The sequence below is a fragment of the Nocardioides gansuensis genome (assembly GCF_003076135.1).
In the GTDB taxonomy this organism is placed as follows: domain Bacteria; phylum Actinomycetota; class Actinomycetes; order Propionibacteriales; family Nocardioidaceae; genus Nocardioides; species Nocardioides gansuensis.
Map to the genome: position 1 here is coordinate 446877 of NZ_QDGZ01000002.1, position 15397 is coordinate 462273.

At 72.0% G+C, this 15397-nt stretch carries 14 protein-coding genes; 10 read left to right on the forward strand and 4 right to left on the reverse strand.

The window, feature by feature from the left end; all coding sequences use genetic code 11:
• Nucleotides 1-5 precede the first annotated feature (5 nt).
• The 3 genes from DDE18_RS06415 to DDE18_RS06425 are packed head-to-tail and all read left to right on the forward strand — an operon-like array spanning nt 6 to nt 4119.
• Nucleotides 6-1112: a Gfo/Idh/MocA family protein gene (locus DDE18_RS06415; protein ID WP_165821061.1), complete on the forward strand. Its 1107-nt coding sequence runs from the start codon at nt 6-8 to the stop codon at nt 1110-1112.
• Nucleotides 1109-2437 (forward strand): glycoside hydrolase family 36 protein, encoded by a 1329-nt coding sequence (locus DDE18_RS06420; protein ID WP_116571392.1) that lies wholly within the window; start codon nt 1109-1111, stop codon nt 2435-2437. The genes DDE18_RS06415 and DDE18_RS06420 overlap by 4 nt, the downstream gene beginning before the upstream one ends.
• Complete coding sequence (locus DDE18_RS06425) at nt 2434-4119, forward strand: sugar phosphorylase (RefSeq protein ID WP_116571393.1); 1686 nt, start codon at nt 2434-2436, stop codon at nt 4117-4119. Before DDE18_RS06420 ends, DDE18_RS06425 begins: the two co-directional genes overlap by 4 nt.
• 10 nt (nt 4120-4129) lie before the next feature.
• Here DDE18_RS06425 and DDE18_RS06430 read toward each other — a convergent pair whose 3' ends face one another.
• Nucleotides 4130-5572 carry a KamA family radical SAM protein gene (locus DDE18_RS06430; protein ID WP_116571534.1) on the reverse strand — a complete coding sequence of 481 codons (1443 nt, stop codon included), beginning with the start codon at nt 5570-5572 and terminating at the stop codon, nt 4130-4132.
• 176 nt (nt 5573-5748) lie between these two features.
• Here DDE18_RS06430 and kdd point away from each other — a divergent pair, with 176 nt between their 5' ends.
• From kdd to DDE18_RS06465, 7 genes are all read left to right on the forward strand, one after another.
• Nucleotides 5749-6807, forward strand: coding sequence for an L-erythro-3,5-diaminohexanoate dehydrogenase (kdd, locus tag DDE18_RS06435; protein WP_116571394.1), 1059 nt, complete (start codon nt 5749-5751; stop codon nt 6805-6807).
• Nucleotides 6807-8396: a lysine 5,6-aminomutase subunit alpha gene (gene kamD, locus DDE18_RS06440; protein WP_116571395.1), complete on the forward strand. Its 1590-nt coding sequence runs from the start codon at nt 6807-6809 to the stop codon at nt 8394-8396. Before kdd ends, kamD begins: the two co-directional genes overlap by 1 nt.
• Nucleotides 8393-9136, forward strand: coding sequence for a lysine 5,6-aminomutase subunit beta (gene kamE / locus DDE18_RS06445; RefSeq protein ID WP_245916478.1), 744 nt, complete (start codon nt 8393-8395; stop codon nt 9134-9136). Before kamD ends, kamE begins: the two co-directional genes overlap by 4 nt.
• Nucleotides 9136-9519, forward strand: a complete 384-nt coding sequence (gene kal / locus DDE18_RS06450) for a 3-aminobutyryl-CoA ammonia lyase (protein WP_116571396.1) — start codon at nt 9136-9138, stop codon at nt 9517-9519. Before kamE ends, kal begins: the two co-directional genes overlap by 1 nt.
• 409 nt (nt 9520-9928) lie before the next feature.
• Nucleotides 9929-11461 (forward strand): apolipoprotein N-acyltransferase, encoded by a 1533-nt coding sequence (lnt, locus tag DDE18_RS06455; protein ID WP_245916479.1) that lies wholly within the window; start codon nt 9929-9931, stop codon nt 11459-11461.
• Nucleotides 11458-12216, forward strand: a complete 759-nt coding sequence (locus DDE18_RS06460; protein ID WP_425437542.1) for a polyprenol monophosphomannose synthase — start codon at nt 11458-11460, stop codon at nt 12214-12216. Before lnt ends, DDE18_RS06460 begins: the two co-directional genes overlap by 4 nt.
• Nucleotides 12213-12647: an FxsA family protein gene (locus DDE18_RS06465; protein ID WP_116571538.1), complete on the forward strand. Its 435-nt coding sequence runs from the start codon at nt 12213-12215 to the stop codon at nt 12645-12647. Before DDE18_RS06460 ends, DDE18_RS06465 begins: the two co-directional genes overlap by 4 nt.
• Before the next feature lie 10 nt (nt 12648-12657).
• Here DDE18_RS06465 and DDE18_RS06470 read toward each other — a convergent pair whose 3' ends face one another.
• The 3 genes from DDE18_RS06470 to DDE18_RS06480 form a co-directional block, all read right to left on the reverse strand.
• A complete protein-coding gene (locus DDE18_RS06470; protein WP_116571397.1) occupies nt 12658-13041 on the reverse strand; it encodes an RNA polymerase-binding protein RbpA in 384 nt (127 codons plus the stop codon).
• 194 nt (nt 13042-13235) lie between these two features.
• Nucleotides 13236-14597: an MFS transporter gene (locus DDE18_RS06475; RefSeq protein ID WP_116571398.1), complete on the reverse strand. Its 1362-nt coding sequence runs from the start codon at nt 14595-14597 to the stop codon at nt 13236-13238.
• Entirely contained in the window at nt 14584-15378 is a 795-nt protein-coding gene (locus DDE18_RS06480; RefSeq protein WP_245916480.1) for a glycerophosphodiester phosphodiesterase family protein, read from the reverse strand. The genes DDE18_RS06475 and DDE18_RS06480 overlap by 14 nt, the downstream gene beginning before the upstream one ends.
• Nucleotides 15379-15397: the final 19 nt, after the last annotated feature.

Genomic DNA, 15397 nt, shown 5'->3' on the forward strand with positions numbered 1-15397 from the left:
CCGCCGTGACCACGACCCCCACCGCGCCGCACGGCGACCTCGACCCCCGGCCGAGGTTCCCGGACGAGCGCGGCGGCGTGGCCATCCTGGGCTGTGGCTCGATCGCGCAGTCTGCGCACCTGCCGGCCTACGAGCAGTACGGCGTAGGCGTGGTCGGCGTCTGGGCCCGGTCACCGGCCACGGTGGCGCGCCTGCCGTCGCGCTTCCCGGGCATCGGTCGGGTCTATCGCTCTCCTGAGGAGCTGCTCGCAGATCCCCAGGTGCGGATCGTCGACATCGCCACGCCGACCCGGGGACGACTCGCGTGGATCGAGGCTGCCGTCGACGCCGGCAAGCACGTGCTGGCCCAGAAGCCGCTGACCGACGACCCCGCCGAGGTCGAGGCCCTGGTGCGCCTGGGCGAGCGCGCCGAGGCGGCGGGAGTCCGGGTCGCGGTGAACCAGAACGGCCGGTGGGCGCCACCGTGGCGGCTGACCACCCAGCTGCTGCGGGCCGGCGCGGTCGGGGAGGTCGTGGGTGTCACGCACCTGCACGACAAGCCACTGCCGCCGCTTGCCGGGACGTCGTTCGACGACCTCGGCCACATGCTCGTCACCGACTACCTCAACCACTGGATCGACGTCACGCGTGGCTGGCTCACCCCCGCGAGGGTGCACACCGTGCAGGCCGTCGACACCCGCGTTCCCGGCCAGCCTGCCAGCGCCCGCAACCCGTGGTCGGCCACGGTGACGCTGATCGCTGACAGCGGCGCGACCGCGGTGCTGCGGATCACCGGAGACGTCGTGACGGCACGACCGTCCTGCCCGTTCTGGGTGCACGGGACGCGCGGCACGGTGCGCGGGAGCGTGCTGCTCGGCTCCGACCGGCTCAGCCTCGACGACGGCTCCGGCACGGAGGAGTTCGCCCTGCCCGGGCAGTGGTTCGTGGACGGCTTCGCCGGCGCGATGGCCGAGCTGATGACCGCGCTCGACGAGGACCGGGAGCCGGAGCACGCGGTCTCGGACGTGCTGGGGACGGTGCGGGTCATGCTCGCCGCCCGGGACTCGGCCGAGCGCGGCGGCGCCCCCGTCGACGTCGAGGACCCACCGGCACGCAGGGCCGGCGCGCCGTGACCCGCCAGGTCGTCGACGCGGTGGCGGTCGATCGAGTGGCGGTCCGGGTCTACGGCGAAGGCTGGCAGAGCTGGACCCCGACCTACTGGACGGCCCCGGGCGGCCAGCCGCGGCCCGCCACCGAGGAGCAGCGGACCATGCGGTTCCGGGCGTCGATGCCGCCGCCCGACGACGGCTGGCAGGGCGAGGGACTGCTCGTCGTGGACCCGGGCACTGGTGACCCCTGCCGCCTCTACGCAGACTCCGACGCGGAGGAGGCCGTGACGTCGATCCGGGCCCGGCTGCGCGGCGACCGCCTCGAGGTGGAGGCCGATGCCGACCTCGCCCCCGTGCTCGCCCACGACCCGGTCGGCGCACTGGCGGGCTTCGGGGAAGCGTTCGCCAGGTCCGCCGGAGTGGCCTCGGTGCGGGAGCCACCGCGGGTCTGGTGCTCCTGGTACCACTACTTCGAGCAGGTGACCGCCGAGGACATCCGCGAGAACGCCGCAGCGATCGAGCGGCACGCCCTGCCCGTGGACGTCGTGCAGCTGGACGACGGCTGGAGCCACGGACTGGGGGAGTGGCTGCGGCCGACCGACGGGTTCCCCTCGCTGGCCCGGCTCGTCGAGGAGATCCGGGCCGGCGGCCTGCGGGCAGGCATCTGGCTCGCACCCTTCATGGTCGGCGTGGACAGCTCCGTGGCCCGGGAGCACCCGGACTGGCTGCTCGGCGGCACCGGCTTCAACTGGGGCCAGGAGCAGCGCGGCCTCGACGTCACGCACCCGGCAGTGCGCGAATACCTCCACACCTCGGTCCGGCAGCTGCGTGACCTGGGCGTGGACTACTTCAAGCTGGACTTCCTCTACGCCGGAGCGACGCCCGGGCACCGGCACGAGGACGTGTCCGACGTCGCGGCGTACCGCTCGGGGCTGCGCCTGCTGCGCGACGCCGCCGGCGAGGACGCCTTCCTGCTCGGGTGCGGGGCACCGGTCCTGCCGAGCGTGGGGATCGTGGACGCGATGCGGGTGGCCTCCGACACCTTCCACGAGGGCGGCGAGGACGGCGCCGGGGGCCCCACCGGGCGGCCGTCCGTGGTGGGCCGGGCCTGGCAGCAGGGCCGCCTCTGGATCACCGACCCCGACTGCCTGGTGGTGCGGCCGTCGTACCCGCATCGGGGGGCATGGGCCGAGACGGTCGCCCGCTTCGGTGGATCGCGGTCCTTCTCCGACCGCATCGACGAGGTCGACGACTGGGGCCTGGCCACCCTGCGCGAGGTCCTCCCCGGTGCCACGGCGGAGCCGTTCGCGGCCGACGTCCTGCGGGCCTCGCTGGAGGAGTCGCGATGAACCGGGACGCCCTCGCCACGGCCGTCCTGCCGCACCTGCGGCTCCTGTACGGCGAGCGCGCCGGGGAGGTCACGGCCCGGCTCGTCGACCTCGCCGAGGCGCACGCCGGCCGGATCCGCGGGGAGCGGCACCCGCCCAACCACGCCACGGCGTACCTGATCACCTACGGCGACGCCATCCGCAGGCCGGGGGAGACGCCCCTGCACACGCTCGCGCAGGTCCTGCGCGACCGTGTCGCCGACGTCGTCACCGACGTGCACCTGCTCCCGATGTTCCCGTGGACGAGCGACGACGGCTTCGCGGTCGTCGACCACCGCCAGGTCAACCCCGAGCTCGGCACGTGGACGGACGTCGCCGAGCTGGCGACCGACCACGGCCTGCTCTTCGACTTCGTCGCCAACCACGTCTCAGCGAGCAGCGACTGGTTCCGGCGGTGGCTGGCCGGTGATCCGGCCTACCAGGGCTTCTTCGTCGAGCGAGACCCGAAGTTCGACACCAGCAGGGTGGTGCGGCCTCGGGTGCTGCCCTTGTTCCACGACTACCAGCGCCCGGACGGGAGCACGGCGACCGTGTGGACCACGTTCGGCCCTGACCAGGTCGACGTCAACCTGGCCGAGCCGCAGGTGCTGCTCGAGCTCACCGACGTGCTGCTCGGCTACCTCGGGCGCGGCGCGTCCGGTGTGCGCCTCGACGCGATCGGGTTCCTGTGGAAGGAGTCCGGCACGACCTGCATCCACCTGCCGCAGGCCCACGCGGTGGTGAAGGTGTGGCGAGCCGTGGTCGACCAGGTCGCGCCGGGGACCGCCCTGCTGACCGAGACCAACGTGCCGCACGCCGAGAACGTCTCCTACTTCGGCGACGGCTCCGACGAGGCGCATCTGGTCTACCAGTTCGCGCTGCCGCCGCTGGTGCTGCACTCCTTCGTCGCGGGCAGCACGGCGAAGCTCACCCGGTGGGCCCAGGGAATCGGGCCGGTGAGTGGCACCGCGACCTGGTTCAACTTCCTCGCCAGCCACGACGGCATCGGCCTGCGGGCGACGGAGGGGATCCTCGAGGACGCCGAGCGGCAGGCGCTCGTCGACCGGACGCTGGCGCACGGCGGCCGGGTGTCCATGGCGGCCGCGGCACCCGGACAGGAGAGCGTCTACGAGCTCAACATCGGCTACATCGACGCGCTCGCCACACCCGACGAGGAGCGCTACGACGAGGTGGTGGTCGCCAAGGCGCTCGCCGCGCACAGCATCCTGCTCTCCGTGGTCGGCGTCCCCGCCCTCTACTACCACTCCCTGTTCGGGTCGCGCCCCGACCACGAGGGCATGCACCTGACCGGCATCAGCCGCCGGATCAACCGGGAGGTGCTCGACGCGGACGTCCTGCAGGAGGAGCTCAGCACGGACCCGCGCCGGCGGGGCATCTTCGAGGGGCTGGCCACGATGCTGGGCGCCCGACGACGGCTGCCGGCCCTCTCGCCGTACGTCGACCAGGACGTCGAGGCCCTGGACGAGCGCGTCTTCGCCGTACGCCGCGCCGCCGGCACGCCTGAGGAGGTGCTCAGCGTCACCAACGTCACCGGCGAGCCAGTCGTGCTGGAGGCCCTGTCCGGCCGGGACCAGGTCACGGGCGAGGAGCGCCGCCCGCTGCGGCTCGGCCCCTGGGGCTACGCCTGGCTCACCCCGTCCTGAGCCGGAGCGCTCACCAGGCCTGGAGTGCCGCCGTACGACGTGACGCCTCGGCGGCCTCGGCGGCCCTGAGCGCGGACTCGTCGAGCCGTCCGTGCTGCTCCCACCACTGCCGGCCGGCCTCGGGGAGCGTGTGGATCGGGTCGTAGTACTCGTAGGTGCGGCTCAGCGCCTCCGGGTCGGCGGCCTCGATCGAGGTGCGGTAGTTCTTCGTCCAGTAGGAGATGCCGCGCTCGCGGTCGTAGGACTCCAGCTGGTGCACCCAGCGCTTGCCGACGAACGGCACATCGCAGACGATGCGCGGGGTCGCGAAGCCCGGCAGGTAGCCCATGATGTGGTGCTGCAGCCGCTGAGCGTCGGCGACCGAGACCCGCCAGTGCTCCGAGAACGGGATCATGTCGCACATGTAGAAGTAGTAGGGCATGACCTGCGCGCCGTCGAGGAGACGGAAGCACAGGTCGAGCAGGGCGTGCGGGTCGGCGTTGACGCCGTTGAGGAGCACGCCCTGGTTGCGTACGTCGCGCACGCCGGCGTCCAGCATCGCGCGGCTCGCGCGGGCGACGACCGGGGTGATCGAGTTGGCGTGGTTGGCGTGCGTGTGGATCGCCAGCGAGACACCACGCGAGCGGGCCAGGCCGGCGACCCGGCCGACGCCCTCGACGACGTCGGGCTGCAGCCAGTGCTGGGGCAGGCCGATCAGGGCCTTGGTGGCGAGGCGGATGTCGCGGATGTTCTCGATCTCGAGCAGCTCGGTGAGGAACGCCTCGAGCCGCGGCCAGGGCATGTTCGCCACGTCGCCGCCGGACACCACGACGTCGCGCACCTCGGGGGTGCGGCGGAGGTAGTCCATCATGTCGCGGAGCCGGTCGGCCGGCTTGCCGGCGAACTTGAGCTTGTCGATGACGGCGGTCGAGTTGCCGACCAGGTCCATCCGGGTGCAGTGGCCGCAGTACTGCGGGCAGGTCGGCAGCAGCTCGGCGAGGACCTTGGTGGGGTAGCGGTGGGTGAGCCCCTCGGCGACCCACATGTCGTGCTCGTGCAGCGAGTCGCGGGTGGCGTGCGGGTGGGAGGGCCAGTCGGTGCGGCGGTCGCTGAAGACCGGGAGCATGTAGTGGCGCACCGGGTCGGCGTAGAACGCCTCGGTGAAGGAGCCCGGCCCGGAGGGCAGCTCGTGGGGCACCATCGTGTTCATCATCTGCGGCGGGACGAGCATCGACATGGTCGCGCGCTCGGCCTGGTCCCGTTCCAGGTCGGCGTAGAACCGCTCGTCGAGCAGGTCGCCCATCAGCTCGCGCAGCTGCCTGACGTTCTTCACGCAGTGGGCGCGCTGCCACTGCACCGAGTCCCAGTCGGCGGCGGTGACGTCCTTCCAGCCCGGGAACCTCGTCCAGTCGGGCTCGACGAGCTCCGTCTGGCGGTAGGGGTAGGGCTGGCTGGTGTCGCTGTGCCCATCCATCAGGGCGATGCTGGACTCGATGCTCAAGGCGTGCTCCTCGGGGGGCTCGTCGTGCGGCGCGGCAGGTTGTGTGAGCTGCGCCTCCTCTGCCAGAGTAGGAGAAGATCGTCCGGTTAGTCCAATGCCACGCCGGAATATTTCTTGTTCATGAATCATCCAACTGGAGGACGGACGGCATGAGTGTCACCGCGCGGGAGAAGGTCGGCGACCCGACGGGGCTGCACCGGGTGCTCGACGAGCGCCGGGTGCTCCCGCAGGCGGCCGAGCGCCTCGACACCCGCCCGGAGCTGTGGCCCGACGAGGTCCGCGTGCGCGTCGAGCGGCTCAACCTCGACGCGGCGTCGTTCCGCCAGCTCGAGCGGAAGCACCTGCGCGGCGACGGCTCCGTCGATGGGGAGGCGGTGCGGGCCGAGGTGCTCGACATCGTCGCGACCCGCGGCAAGATGCAGAACCCGGAGACCGGCTCCGGCGGGATGCTCGTCGGCACCGTCGAGGAGGTCGGCCCCGAGTCGCCGCTCGGCCTGCGGGTGGGTGACCGCATCGCCACCCTGGTCTCGCTGACGCTCACCCCGCTGGTGATCGAGGACGGCCTCGCCCGCTGGGACGGCGCCGGTGAACAGGTGCCGTGCGACGGCTACGCCGTGCTCTTCGGCCGCTCCATCGCCGCCGTCCTGCCCGACGACCTCGCCCCCGAGCTGGCGCTCGCGGTGATGGACGTCTGCGGCGCGCCGGCGCTGACCAGCCGCGTGGTGGGGGAGTACGACGCCCCGGTGGTCGCCGTCGCCGGCGCAGCCGGCAAGTCCGGATCGCTCAGCCTCGCGGCCGCCAGGGCCGCCGGCGCCACCCGCACCATCGGCGTGGTGCCGGACCAGGCCGAGGCCGACCTCCTCGAGGGCGCCGGCATCGCGGAAGCCGTGGCCGTCGCCGACGCCCGCGACCCGATCGCGCTCCGCGACGCGGTCACTGCGGCCGGCGGGCCCGCCGACGTGACGGTCGTCTGTGTCGACGTCCCGGGCTGCGAGGGTGGCGCGATCCTCGCCACTGCAGACGGAGGCACGGTGATCTTCTTCTCGATGGCCACCTCCTTCAGTGCTGCGGCGCTCGGAGCCGAGGGCCTGGCCGCCGACGTGCGGATGCTCATCGGCAACGGCTACGTGCCGGGCCACGCCGAGCTCGCGCTCGACCTGCTCCGCAGCGAGCCCGGGGTCCGGGCCCTGTTCGAGGGGCGGCTGTGATGGGCAAGGCTGCTGCCTCGAGGCTCGGCCTCGACGCGGCGCAGGTCCGTCGCGCCCGCACCCTGGCCCGCCAGGTCGGCCGCCCGATCGTGAAGGTTGCCCAGGAGCACACCACGGTGTCGGTGGAGCGAGCCACGCTCCGCCTGGCCGGCATCTCCGGCGCCGACCCCGACGGCACGCCCTGGGTCAACTGGCTCGCCGACGTGGTGCGCGCCGACGTCGGGCTCGAGCACGGCCTGTGCCTGCCGGTCTGGGACGCGCTGATCCGCGGCGAGGCCGAGGACCTCTCCACCCTGGCCCAGAAGGCCTCGGTGGGGTCGGTCAGGTTCCGCATCCCCGAGGGACGCGACCTCACCCGGGCCCGGTCCGCGTCCCGCAAGGCTGTCGCGGCCGGCGTACGACGCATCGACCAGCGCCGCCGCGAGCGCGAGCGCCTCGTCGCCAGGATCGGCGACGCGCCCGGCAAGCCGTGGATCTACCTCATCGTCGCCACCGGAGACATCCACGAGGACATCCCGCAGGCCCAGGCTGCCGCCCGCGAGGGCGCCGACGTGATCGCGGTGATCAGGTCCACGGGCCAGTCGCTGCTCGACTTCGTGCCCGAGGGGGCGACCCGCGAGGGCTTCGCCGGCACCTACGCCACCCAGGAGAACTTCCGCCTGATGCGGGCAGCCCTCGACGAGACGTCGAAGGAGCTGGGCCGCTACGTGCGGCTGACCAACTACGCCTCCGGCCTCTGCATGCCGGAGATCGCCACCCTGGCCGGGCTCGAGCGGCTCGACATGATGCTCAACGACTCGATGTACGGGATCCTCTTCCGCGACATCAACCCGATCCGCACGTTCGTCGACCAGCGGTTCAGCCGCCAGGTGCACGCGCGCGCCGGCATCATCATCAACACCGGCGAGGACAACTACCTCACCACCGCCGACGCCGTCGAGGCTGCGCACACGGTGACCACCAGCCAGCTGCTCAACGAGTACTTCGCCAAGGAGGCCGGCCTGGAGGACTGGCAGCTCGGCCTGGGGCACGCGTTCGAGATCGACCCCGACGTGCCCGACTCGTTCCGGCTCGAGCTCGCCCACGCGATGCTCGCGCGCGAGCTCTTCCCGGAAGCGCCGCTCAAGTGGATGCCGCCGACCCGGCACATGACGGGCGACGTGTTCCGCGGCTACCTCCTCGACGGCTTCTTCAACCTCGTCGGCGCCCTCACCGGGCAGGGCATCCTGCTCGTCGGGATGATGACCGAGGCCGTCGTCACGCCGTGGCTCTCCGACCGCGACCTGGCGCTGCAGAACGTCCGCTACGTGATGAACGCAGCCGGCAACCTCCACGAGGACTTCCGGCCGAGCCACGACGGCTTCATCGCGACCCGCGCCCGCAGCGTGCTCGGAGAGTCGATCGAGCTGCTCGAGGCGATCAAGGGCCACCCCGGCGACAGCTATGGCGCCGGCCTGCTCGACGCGATCGCGGACGGCACCTTCGGCCTGATGAAGCGCCCGGCCGACAAGGGCCGGGGCCTCGACGGCGTGGCCCGCAAGGCGGAGGACTACTACAACCCCGCGAGCGAGATCCTGGAGGGCGCGTGATCACCCGTCCCTACGGCGACACCACCGGCGACGGCATGGTGCAGCTGTCCTTCACCCTCCCGATGCCCCACTCCAAGGTGGCCGAGGGCGCCGCGGCGCAGCTCGCCGGCAAGATGGGCATGGATCCGGCGCTGGTCGTGCACGCCAGGCCGATGGGTCCCGACTTCACGTTCTTCGTCGTCTACGGCCGGGTCAGCCACCTGGTGGACACCGACAAGGTCGAGGTCGTCGAGCGCGACTACCCGCTGCTCACTCCCAAGGAGGCGAACGCCGCCATCAAGCGGGCGCTGCGCCGCAGGCTCGTCGTCGTCGGCGGCTGCATCGGCACCGACGCGCACACCGTGGGCATCGACGCGATCCTCAACATCAAGGGCTTCGCGGGGGAGAAGGGGCTTGAGTACTACCGCGAGCTGAAGGTGGTCAACCTCGGCGCCCAGGTCTCCGTGCCCCAGCTCGTCGAAGCCGCCCGCGCCGAGAAGGCCGACGCCGTCCTCGTCTCCCAGGTGGTCACCCAGCGCGACGCCCACCTGCTCAACACCCGCGAGATGAGCGCCGCCTTCCGCGAGGCCTACCCGTCCGACAAGCGCCCGCTGCTGGTCGTCGGCGGGCCCCGCTTCGATGAGACGATGGCCGGCGAGCTCGGGGTCGACCGGGTCTTCAGCCGCGGCACGACGCCCGGCGAGGTCGCGTCGTACCTCGTCCACCGCCTCACCGCAGCGCCACAGAAGGGGAGCGCCTGATGCTTGGTACGACGGTCACGCACCGCCGCTACGTGCCCTACTCGCACGCCCACTACGCCGGCAACCTCGTGGACGGCGCCTACAGCCTCGGCCTGTTCGGCGACGTGGCCACCGAGCTGTGCATCCGCACCGACGGCGACGAGGGCCTCTTCGCCTCCTACTCGGACGTGCAGTTCCGCGCCCCGGTCCGCGCGGGCGACGTGCTGGAGGTGACGGCCGAGCTCGTCCGTGCCGGCACGCGGAGCCGCGAGATGCGCTTCGAGGTGCGCGTCCTGGCGCGAGGGGCGGCGACCGACGAGCAGCCCGGTGCCGCGCAGCTGCTGCCGGAGCCGCTCGTCGCGACCACCGCGACGGGGACGGTCGTGGTGCCGGCGAAGGCGTGAATTGTCCGGCGTGTCGCGACCCGACACGCCGAGTTGAGCAAAATTTGTGAATCGAGCTCCTGTTGGTCCCCCCGCCCTGACCTGCGATTTCTCGCGAAACCGCAGGTCAGGGCCGTGTTGACAGAGGCGACCACCGAGACGGAAGGTGCCGGGGTCCGCCTGTGCAGATCGTGGCATGCGGACCGACGTCCGAGTGGCCGGCTCGACAGGGTGTGAAGCCAGCATCCACACCGAACCGGTTCGCGGAGGTCGGTCTCGCACCGCGAGGGCGGACGCGGGAGGGGCGCTGGCTCCGTAGACAACTTCCTGCGGCCGTCCGCCAGGCGGTCGTAGGTTGGTCCGAAGGGTCAGCGACTCTCCCGCCCTCCTGCAGGGTCGGGCTCGGGTCGCCCGGGATAGCGTGCTCCTCGTGATCCGCCGCTGCCTCGCCGCTGCCGGCGGGGGCCTGCTCCTCGCCCTGGCCTTCGAGCCGCTAGGCGCAGCATGGCTGATGCCCGTCGCGATCGCCCTGCTGCTGCTGTCCGTGCGCCGGGAGCGGTCCTCCCGGGCCTGGCTGACGGGCCTGTGCTTCGGCATCACGTTCATCTGCACGCTCCTGTGGTGGCTGCGCGCGGTGGGCACGGACGCCTGGCTGGCGCTGTCAGCGCTGGAGGCCGCGTTCTTCGCCCCGCTGGGCCTAGGGCTGGCGCTGGTCTCCCGCCTGCCGGGCTGGCCGCTGTGGAGCTCCTTGCTGTGGGTGGCCGTCGAGACCTGGCGCGGCGCCTGGCCCTTCAGCGGCCTGCCCTGGGGGCGCCTGTCGTACGCCGTGGCCGGGACGCCGTGGGAGCACGGACTGCCCTGGATCGGCATGACCGGTGTGAGCCTGCTCGTCGCCGGCACGGGCGCTGCGCTGGCCTGGCTGGTGGTCACGCGGGCCGCCCGCCGCGCCGCCGCCGTGCTCATGACGGCCGGGCTCGCGGCAGGCTCCCTCCTGCCGACCGTCGCGGCGTACCCCCTCGAGGGGGAAGGCAGCGTCACCGTGGCCGCCGTACAGGGCGGTGTCCCGGGCAACGACCTCGTCGCCGTGCACCGCGAGGTCACGGCCAACCACGTCACCGCGACCGCCGACCTGGCAGCCGACGTCGAAGCCGGCCGGCTGCCTGCCCCCGACTTCGTCGTGTGGCCGGAGAACTCGACGGCGGTCGACCCCTTCACCGATCCCTCGGCCAACGCCGGCATCGAGTCGGCGGTCGACGCCATCGGGGTGCCCGTGCTCGTCGGCGCCATGGTGGACCACGATCGTGACCCCGGCCAGGTCCTCAACCAGGGCATCGTCTGGTCGCCGGACACCGGGGGAGGGGACCGCTACACCAAGCGCCACCCAGTGCCGTACGGCGAGTACATCCCGCTCCGGGACACCGGACTGCTGCCCACGACCTACGGACAGCTGTCGCTGATCCCGCGCGACATGGCCAGCGGCACCCGTCTCGAGCCGCTGCGCATCGACGGTGCGCTCGTCGCCGACGCGATCTGCTTCGACGTCGCCTACGACGACGGCATCCACGCACAGGTGGCCCGAGGAGGGCAGCTGCTGACGGTGCAGACCAGCAACGCCATGTTCATCGAGACGGCGCAGGTCGACCAGCAGTTCGAGATCAGCCGGCTGCGCGCCGTCGAGACCGGCCGGTGGGTCGTCGTGGCCGCCACCAGCGGCATCTCGGGCGTCATCGCGCCCGACGGCACCGTCGTGGCGCAGTCCGGGCGCGTCGTCACGGAGGTGCTCGTCGAGGAGGTGGGCCTCTCCTCCACGATCACCCCCGCGGTGCGGATGGGAGCATGGCCCGGGCGCGTCGCGGTGGCAGGGGCTGTTGTTTCCGTCCTGTTCGCCGTTGGCACGTACCGTGGAACGAACGCGCGGCGCGCCCCGGTGCCGCCAGAGGATCGCGAGGTGGCACGGACGTGAGCGACGGACTCGGGCGAGTCGTGATGGTGATGCCGACCTACAACGAGGCGGAGAACCTCGAGTGGATCGTGGGCCGGCTGCGCGCCGCCCAGCCCGACGTCGACGTGCTGGTCGTGGACGACGGCTCACCCGACGGCACCGGCCGGATCGCCGACGACCTCGCCGCGCGCGACCCGCAGGTGAGCGTCGTGCACCGCACCGAGAAGGCCGGCCTGGGCGCCGCCTACCTCCACGGGTTCACGGTGGCGCTCGACGCCGGCTACGACGTGATCGGCGAGATGGACGCCGACGGGTCCCACCAGCCGGAGCAGCTGCACCTCCTGCTCGACGCGCTGCGCAGCGCGGACCTGGTGATCGGCTCGCGCTACGTCCCCGGAGGCTCCGTCGTGAACTGGCCGTGGACCCGCCAGGCGCTCTCGCGCGGCGGCAACCTCTACGTCCGGCTGCTGCTGGGCATGCACGTGCGTGACGCGACGGCCGGCTACCGGCTCTTCCGCCGGGCCACCCTGGAGAAGATCGACCTCGACTCCGTGCAGTCGACCGGCTACGTCTTCCAGACCGACCTCGCCTACCGCACCGTCCGGGCCGGGCTGCGGGTGAGGGAGGTGCCCATCGAGTTCGTCGAGCGCGAGCGCGGCGACTCCAAGATGAACCCGGACGTCGCGAGCGAGTCCCTCAGGCTGATCACCCGGTGGGGCCTGCGCGAGCGGCGCGAGCAGGCGCGCCGGGCCTGGCGCGGGCGGCGTACGCCATGAGGGGCTGGCTGCTCTTCCTGGCCTTCGTCGTCGTCCCGTTGGTCGAGGTCTACACGCTGATCCAGGTCGGCCAGGTGATCGGCCCGTGGTGGACGATCCTGCTGCTCATCGCCGCCAGCGTGCTCGGCGCCTGGCTGGTGAGGCGCGAGGGCGGCAAGGCGTGGCGTGCCCTCAACGCCGCGCTGGCGAGCGGCCGGATGCCGTCGCGCGAGCTCGCCGACGGGGCGCTCGTGCTGATCGGCGGCACCCTCATGCTGACGCCCGGCTTCGTCACCGACGTGGTCGGCGTCCTGCTCATCCTGCCCCTCACGAGGCCTGCCGCACGGCGCGTCCTGGCGGCGGCTGTCGCGCGCCGGCTCGTGACCGCACGACGCCCCGGACCTGGACCGGCGGGGCCGGTGGTCCGGGGCGAAGTGGTGGACGACGAGTAGGCGTCGCCTGTCAGGAGACCTTGCGCTTCTTCGTGTTGGCGCGGTGCAGGTGCGCGGGACCGATCTCGCCACCGCGGAGCAGCTCGAGCCGCTCCTTGAGGATGTCCTCGAGCTCCTTCTCCGAGCGCCGCTCCAGGAGCATGTCCCAGTGCGTGCGGGCCGGCTTCTCGGCCTTCTCCTCCGGCAGGATGCCGGACGTGCTGAGGGCCTGTGCACCGCAGCGCGGGCACTCCCAGTTGGCCGGGATCTCGGCCTCCATCGACATCGTGATCTCGAACTCGTGACCACGCTCGCATCGGTAGCCGACCTGCTGGCGAGCGGCGAACTCGATGCCGCGCTCGTCCTCGAAACTCTGGCCGCCGAGCCTCGCGCCACGCAGTGTGCGCTCCGCCATTGAGCCACCTCCAAGATGATTGCTGTCCGCGGTTGCGGAAGTGAGACGCGCCGGATCGGATTCCGTGACGCCGCTCGTGGCAGCGTTCCTTGCGCTTCAGCCTTCAACGGTATCCGCATCGGCAAGGTTCCATGCCTGCTTCGCGCAAGCGGGAGGTCTGCGTCACATCTGGAGAGCCACCTGCGGGAGCCGGCTCAGAGGACGGCCGGGCGCTCGTTGCCGGCGTCGCGGATGCCCCGCTCGGTGTCGACGCGCATGAGCAGCAGACCGCCGAGCACGAAGAAGGCGATCAGGGCGAAGATGGCCGGCCGGTAGGAGCCGGTGAACTGGTAGACGAGGCCGAACACCAGGGTGCCGAACCACGACGTCCCGCGGTCCATCGCGTGGTAGAAGCTGAAGTACTCGGCCTCCTTCCCGCGCGGGATCAGGAGGGAGAAGTAGGACCGGGCCAGCGCCTGCGTGCCGCCCAGGACGATGCCGATCCCGACGCCGAGCGCAAGGAACGGCACCAGCGACCTCTCGGGCAGGAACAGGGCCACGGTGACGATGACCATCCACAGGCCGAGGCCCATCAGGATCGTCCGCTTGGCCCCCAGCCGGGCGGCCAGCCGGCCGAAGAGCAGCGCCCCGCCGAAGGCCACGAACTGGACGATCAGGATCGTCGCGATGAGCACCGACTGGCCGAACCCGAGCTGCTCGGAGCCATAGGTCGAGGACGAGGCGATGACCGTCTGGATGCCGTCGTTGAAGAACAGGTAGGCGAGCAGGAAGGTCAGCGCCATCGGGTAGTTCTTCATGTCGCGCAGCGTGGCGGCGAGCTGTCCGAAGCTGCGCGTCACGGCGTTGCCGGTGGCCGGCGCCACGTCGACCGGGGGGTGGTTGCGGAGCCGCACGAACGGGATGACCGTGAACCCGGCCCACCACAGGGCCGCCGACAGCATGCTGATCCGCGCGGCCGCCGCCTCGTCGAGGCCGAAGGGGAGCAGGGTGACCAGGGCCAGGTTGGCGGCCAGCAGCAGGCCCCCGCCGAGGTAGCCGAACGCCCAGCCCCGCGAGGAGACGCGGTCGCGCTCGTGCTCCTCGGAGATGAGCGGCAGGATCGAGTCGTTGACGACCATGGACGCGGCCAGGCAGAGGTTGGCGCCGACGACCGCCACCGCGCCGATCTCCCAGTTGTCGCCCCTGCAGAAGAACAGCAGCGAGGCGAAGGCGGCGCCCACCCAGGCGAAGCCGGCGAGCCACTGCTTCTTGTGCTCGGTGCGGTCCATCATCGCGCCCAGCGGCGGGAGGACCACGGCCGAGAGGATCGTGGAGAAGGTCACCAGGTAGGACGGGAGGGAGCCCGGAGCCACGGCGAGTCCCAGCACGTCTACGCGGTCGTCGACGGCGGCGTTCTCGGCGATGCCGATCAGGTACGGCGCGAACATCACCGTGGCGATCGTGGTGACGTAGGCGCTGTTGGCCCAGTCGTACCAGTACCACGCCTTCTGCTCCCGTGCGCGATCCAGCGGCCGCAGGTCGGCGATGCCCCCCGGGGGCGCGTCAGAGTCCCTCATGGCTCTCCTCCCACTGGCCGCGCGATCGCAGCACGTCCCTGAGTATGTCGGTCCGGTCGGTGAAGAGTCCGTCGACACCGCGGTCGAGCAGCGCCTCCATCTCTCCCGGGTCGTCCACGGTCCACACGTGCACCTGCAGGCCGGCGGCGTGCGCACGGCGTACGACGCGGCGCGAGGCCACGGTGACCCGCCGGTGCCGGTGGGGGATCTGCAGGGCGACCGGGCGGCCACGCGTCACCAGCCGGGCCAGCCGGGCGCTGGGCAGCAGGAGGAACGCGAGCACCTCGAGCAGGTGGGCCGACGTCGCGACCCGGCCGTCGGTGAGCCGGCGGAAGGCCTCGAGGCTGTGCCCGTCGAACGACCCCACGAGCACGCGGTCCCACGCCTCGCGCTCCTGGATGAAGCGCGCGAGCACGGGCACCGCGGGCGCGGCCTTGATGTCGATGTTGAAGCGCACGTGCGGGAAGGAGTCGAAGAGCTCGGCCAGCGTCGGCACGCGCTCGCGTCCGCCGATCAGCGCCCGCTGCACCTCGGCGTACGTCGTGGTTGCCAGGCTGCCGGTGTGGTCCGTGACCCGGTCGAGGACCGCGTCGTGGAAGGCGAGCAGCTCCCCGTCGCTGGTGACGTGGACGTCGGTCTCGAGGTAGCGGTAGCCCAGGTCCACGGCGTGCCTGAAGGCCGCCACGGTGTTCTCCAGGCCCTCGATCTCGGGGTGGTAGGCCCCGCCGCGGTGGGCGAACGCCAGCACCGTCGGGTGCTCGAGGAAAGCCGTGGGTGTCACGCGAGAAGTATCGCCGTGC

Coding starts and splice junctions, on each gene's coding strand:
- kdd (WP_116571394.1), top strand. CDS start 5,749: ATGAGTGTCACCGCGCGGGAGAAGGTCGGCGACCCGACGGGGCTGCAC.
- DDE18_RS06475 (WP_116571398.1), bottom strand. CDS start 14,597: ATGAGGGACTCTGACGCGCCCCCGGGGGGCATCGCCGACCTGCGGCCG.
- DDE18_RS06470 (WP_116571397.1), bottom strand. CDS start 13,041: ATGGCGGAGCGCACACTGCGTGGCGCGAGGCTCGGCGGCCAGAGTTTC.
- DDE18_RS06430 (WP_116571534.1), bottom strand. CDS start 5,572: ATGGATGGGCACAGCGACACCAGCCAGCCCTACCCCTACCGCCAGACG.
- kal (WP_116571396.1), top strand. CDS start 9,136: ATGCTTGGTACGACGGTCACGCACCGCCGCTACGTGCCCTACTCGCAC.
- DDE18_RS06465 (WP_116571538.1), top strand. CDS start 12,213: ATGAGGGGCTGGCTGCTCTTCCTGGCCTTCGTCGTCGTCCCGTTGGTC.
- DDE18_RS06425 (WP_116571393.1), top strand. CDS start 2,434: ATGAACCGGGACGCCCTCGCCACGGCCGTCCTGCCGCACCTGCGGCTC.
- kamD (WP_116571395.1), top strand. CDS start 6,807: ATGGGCAAGGCTGCTGCCTCGAGGCTCGGCCTCGACGCGGCGCAGGTC.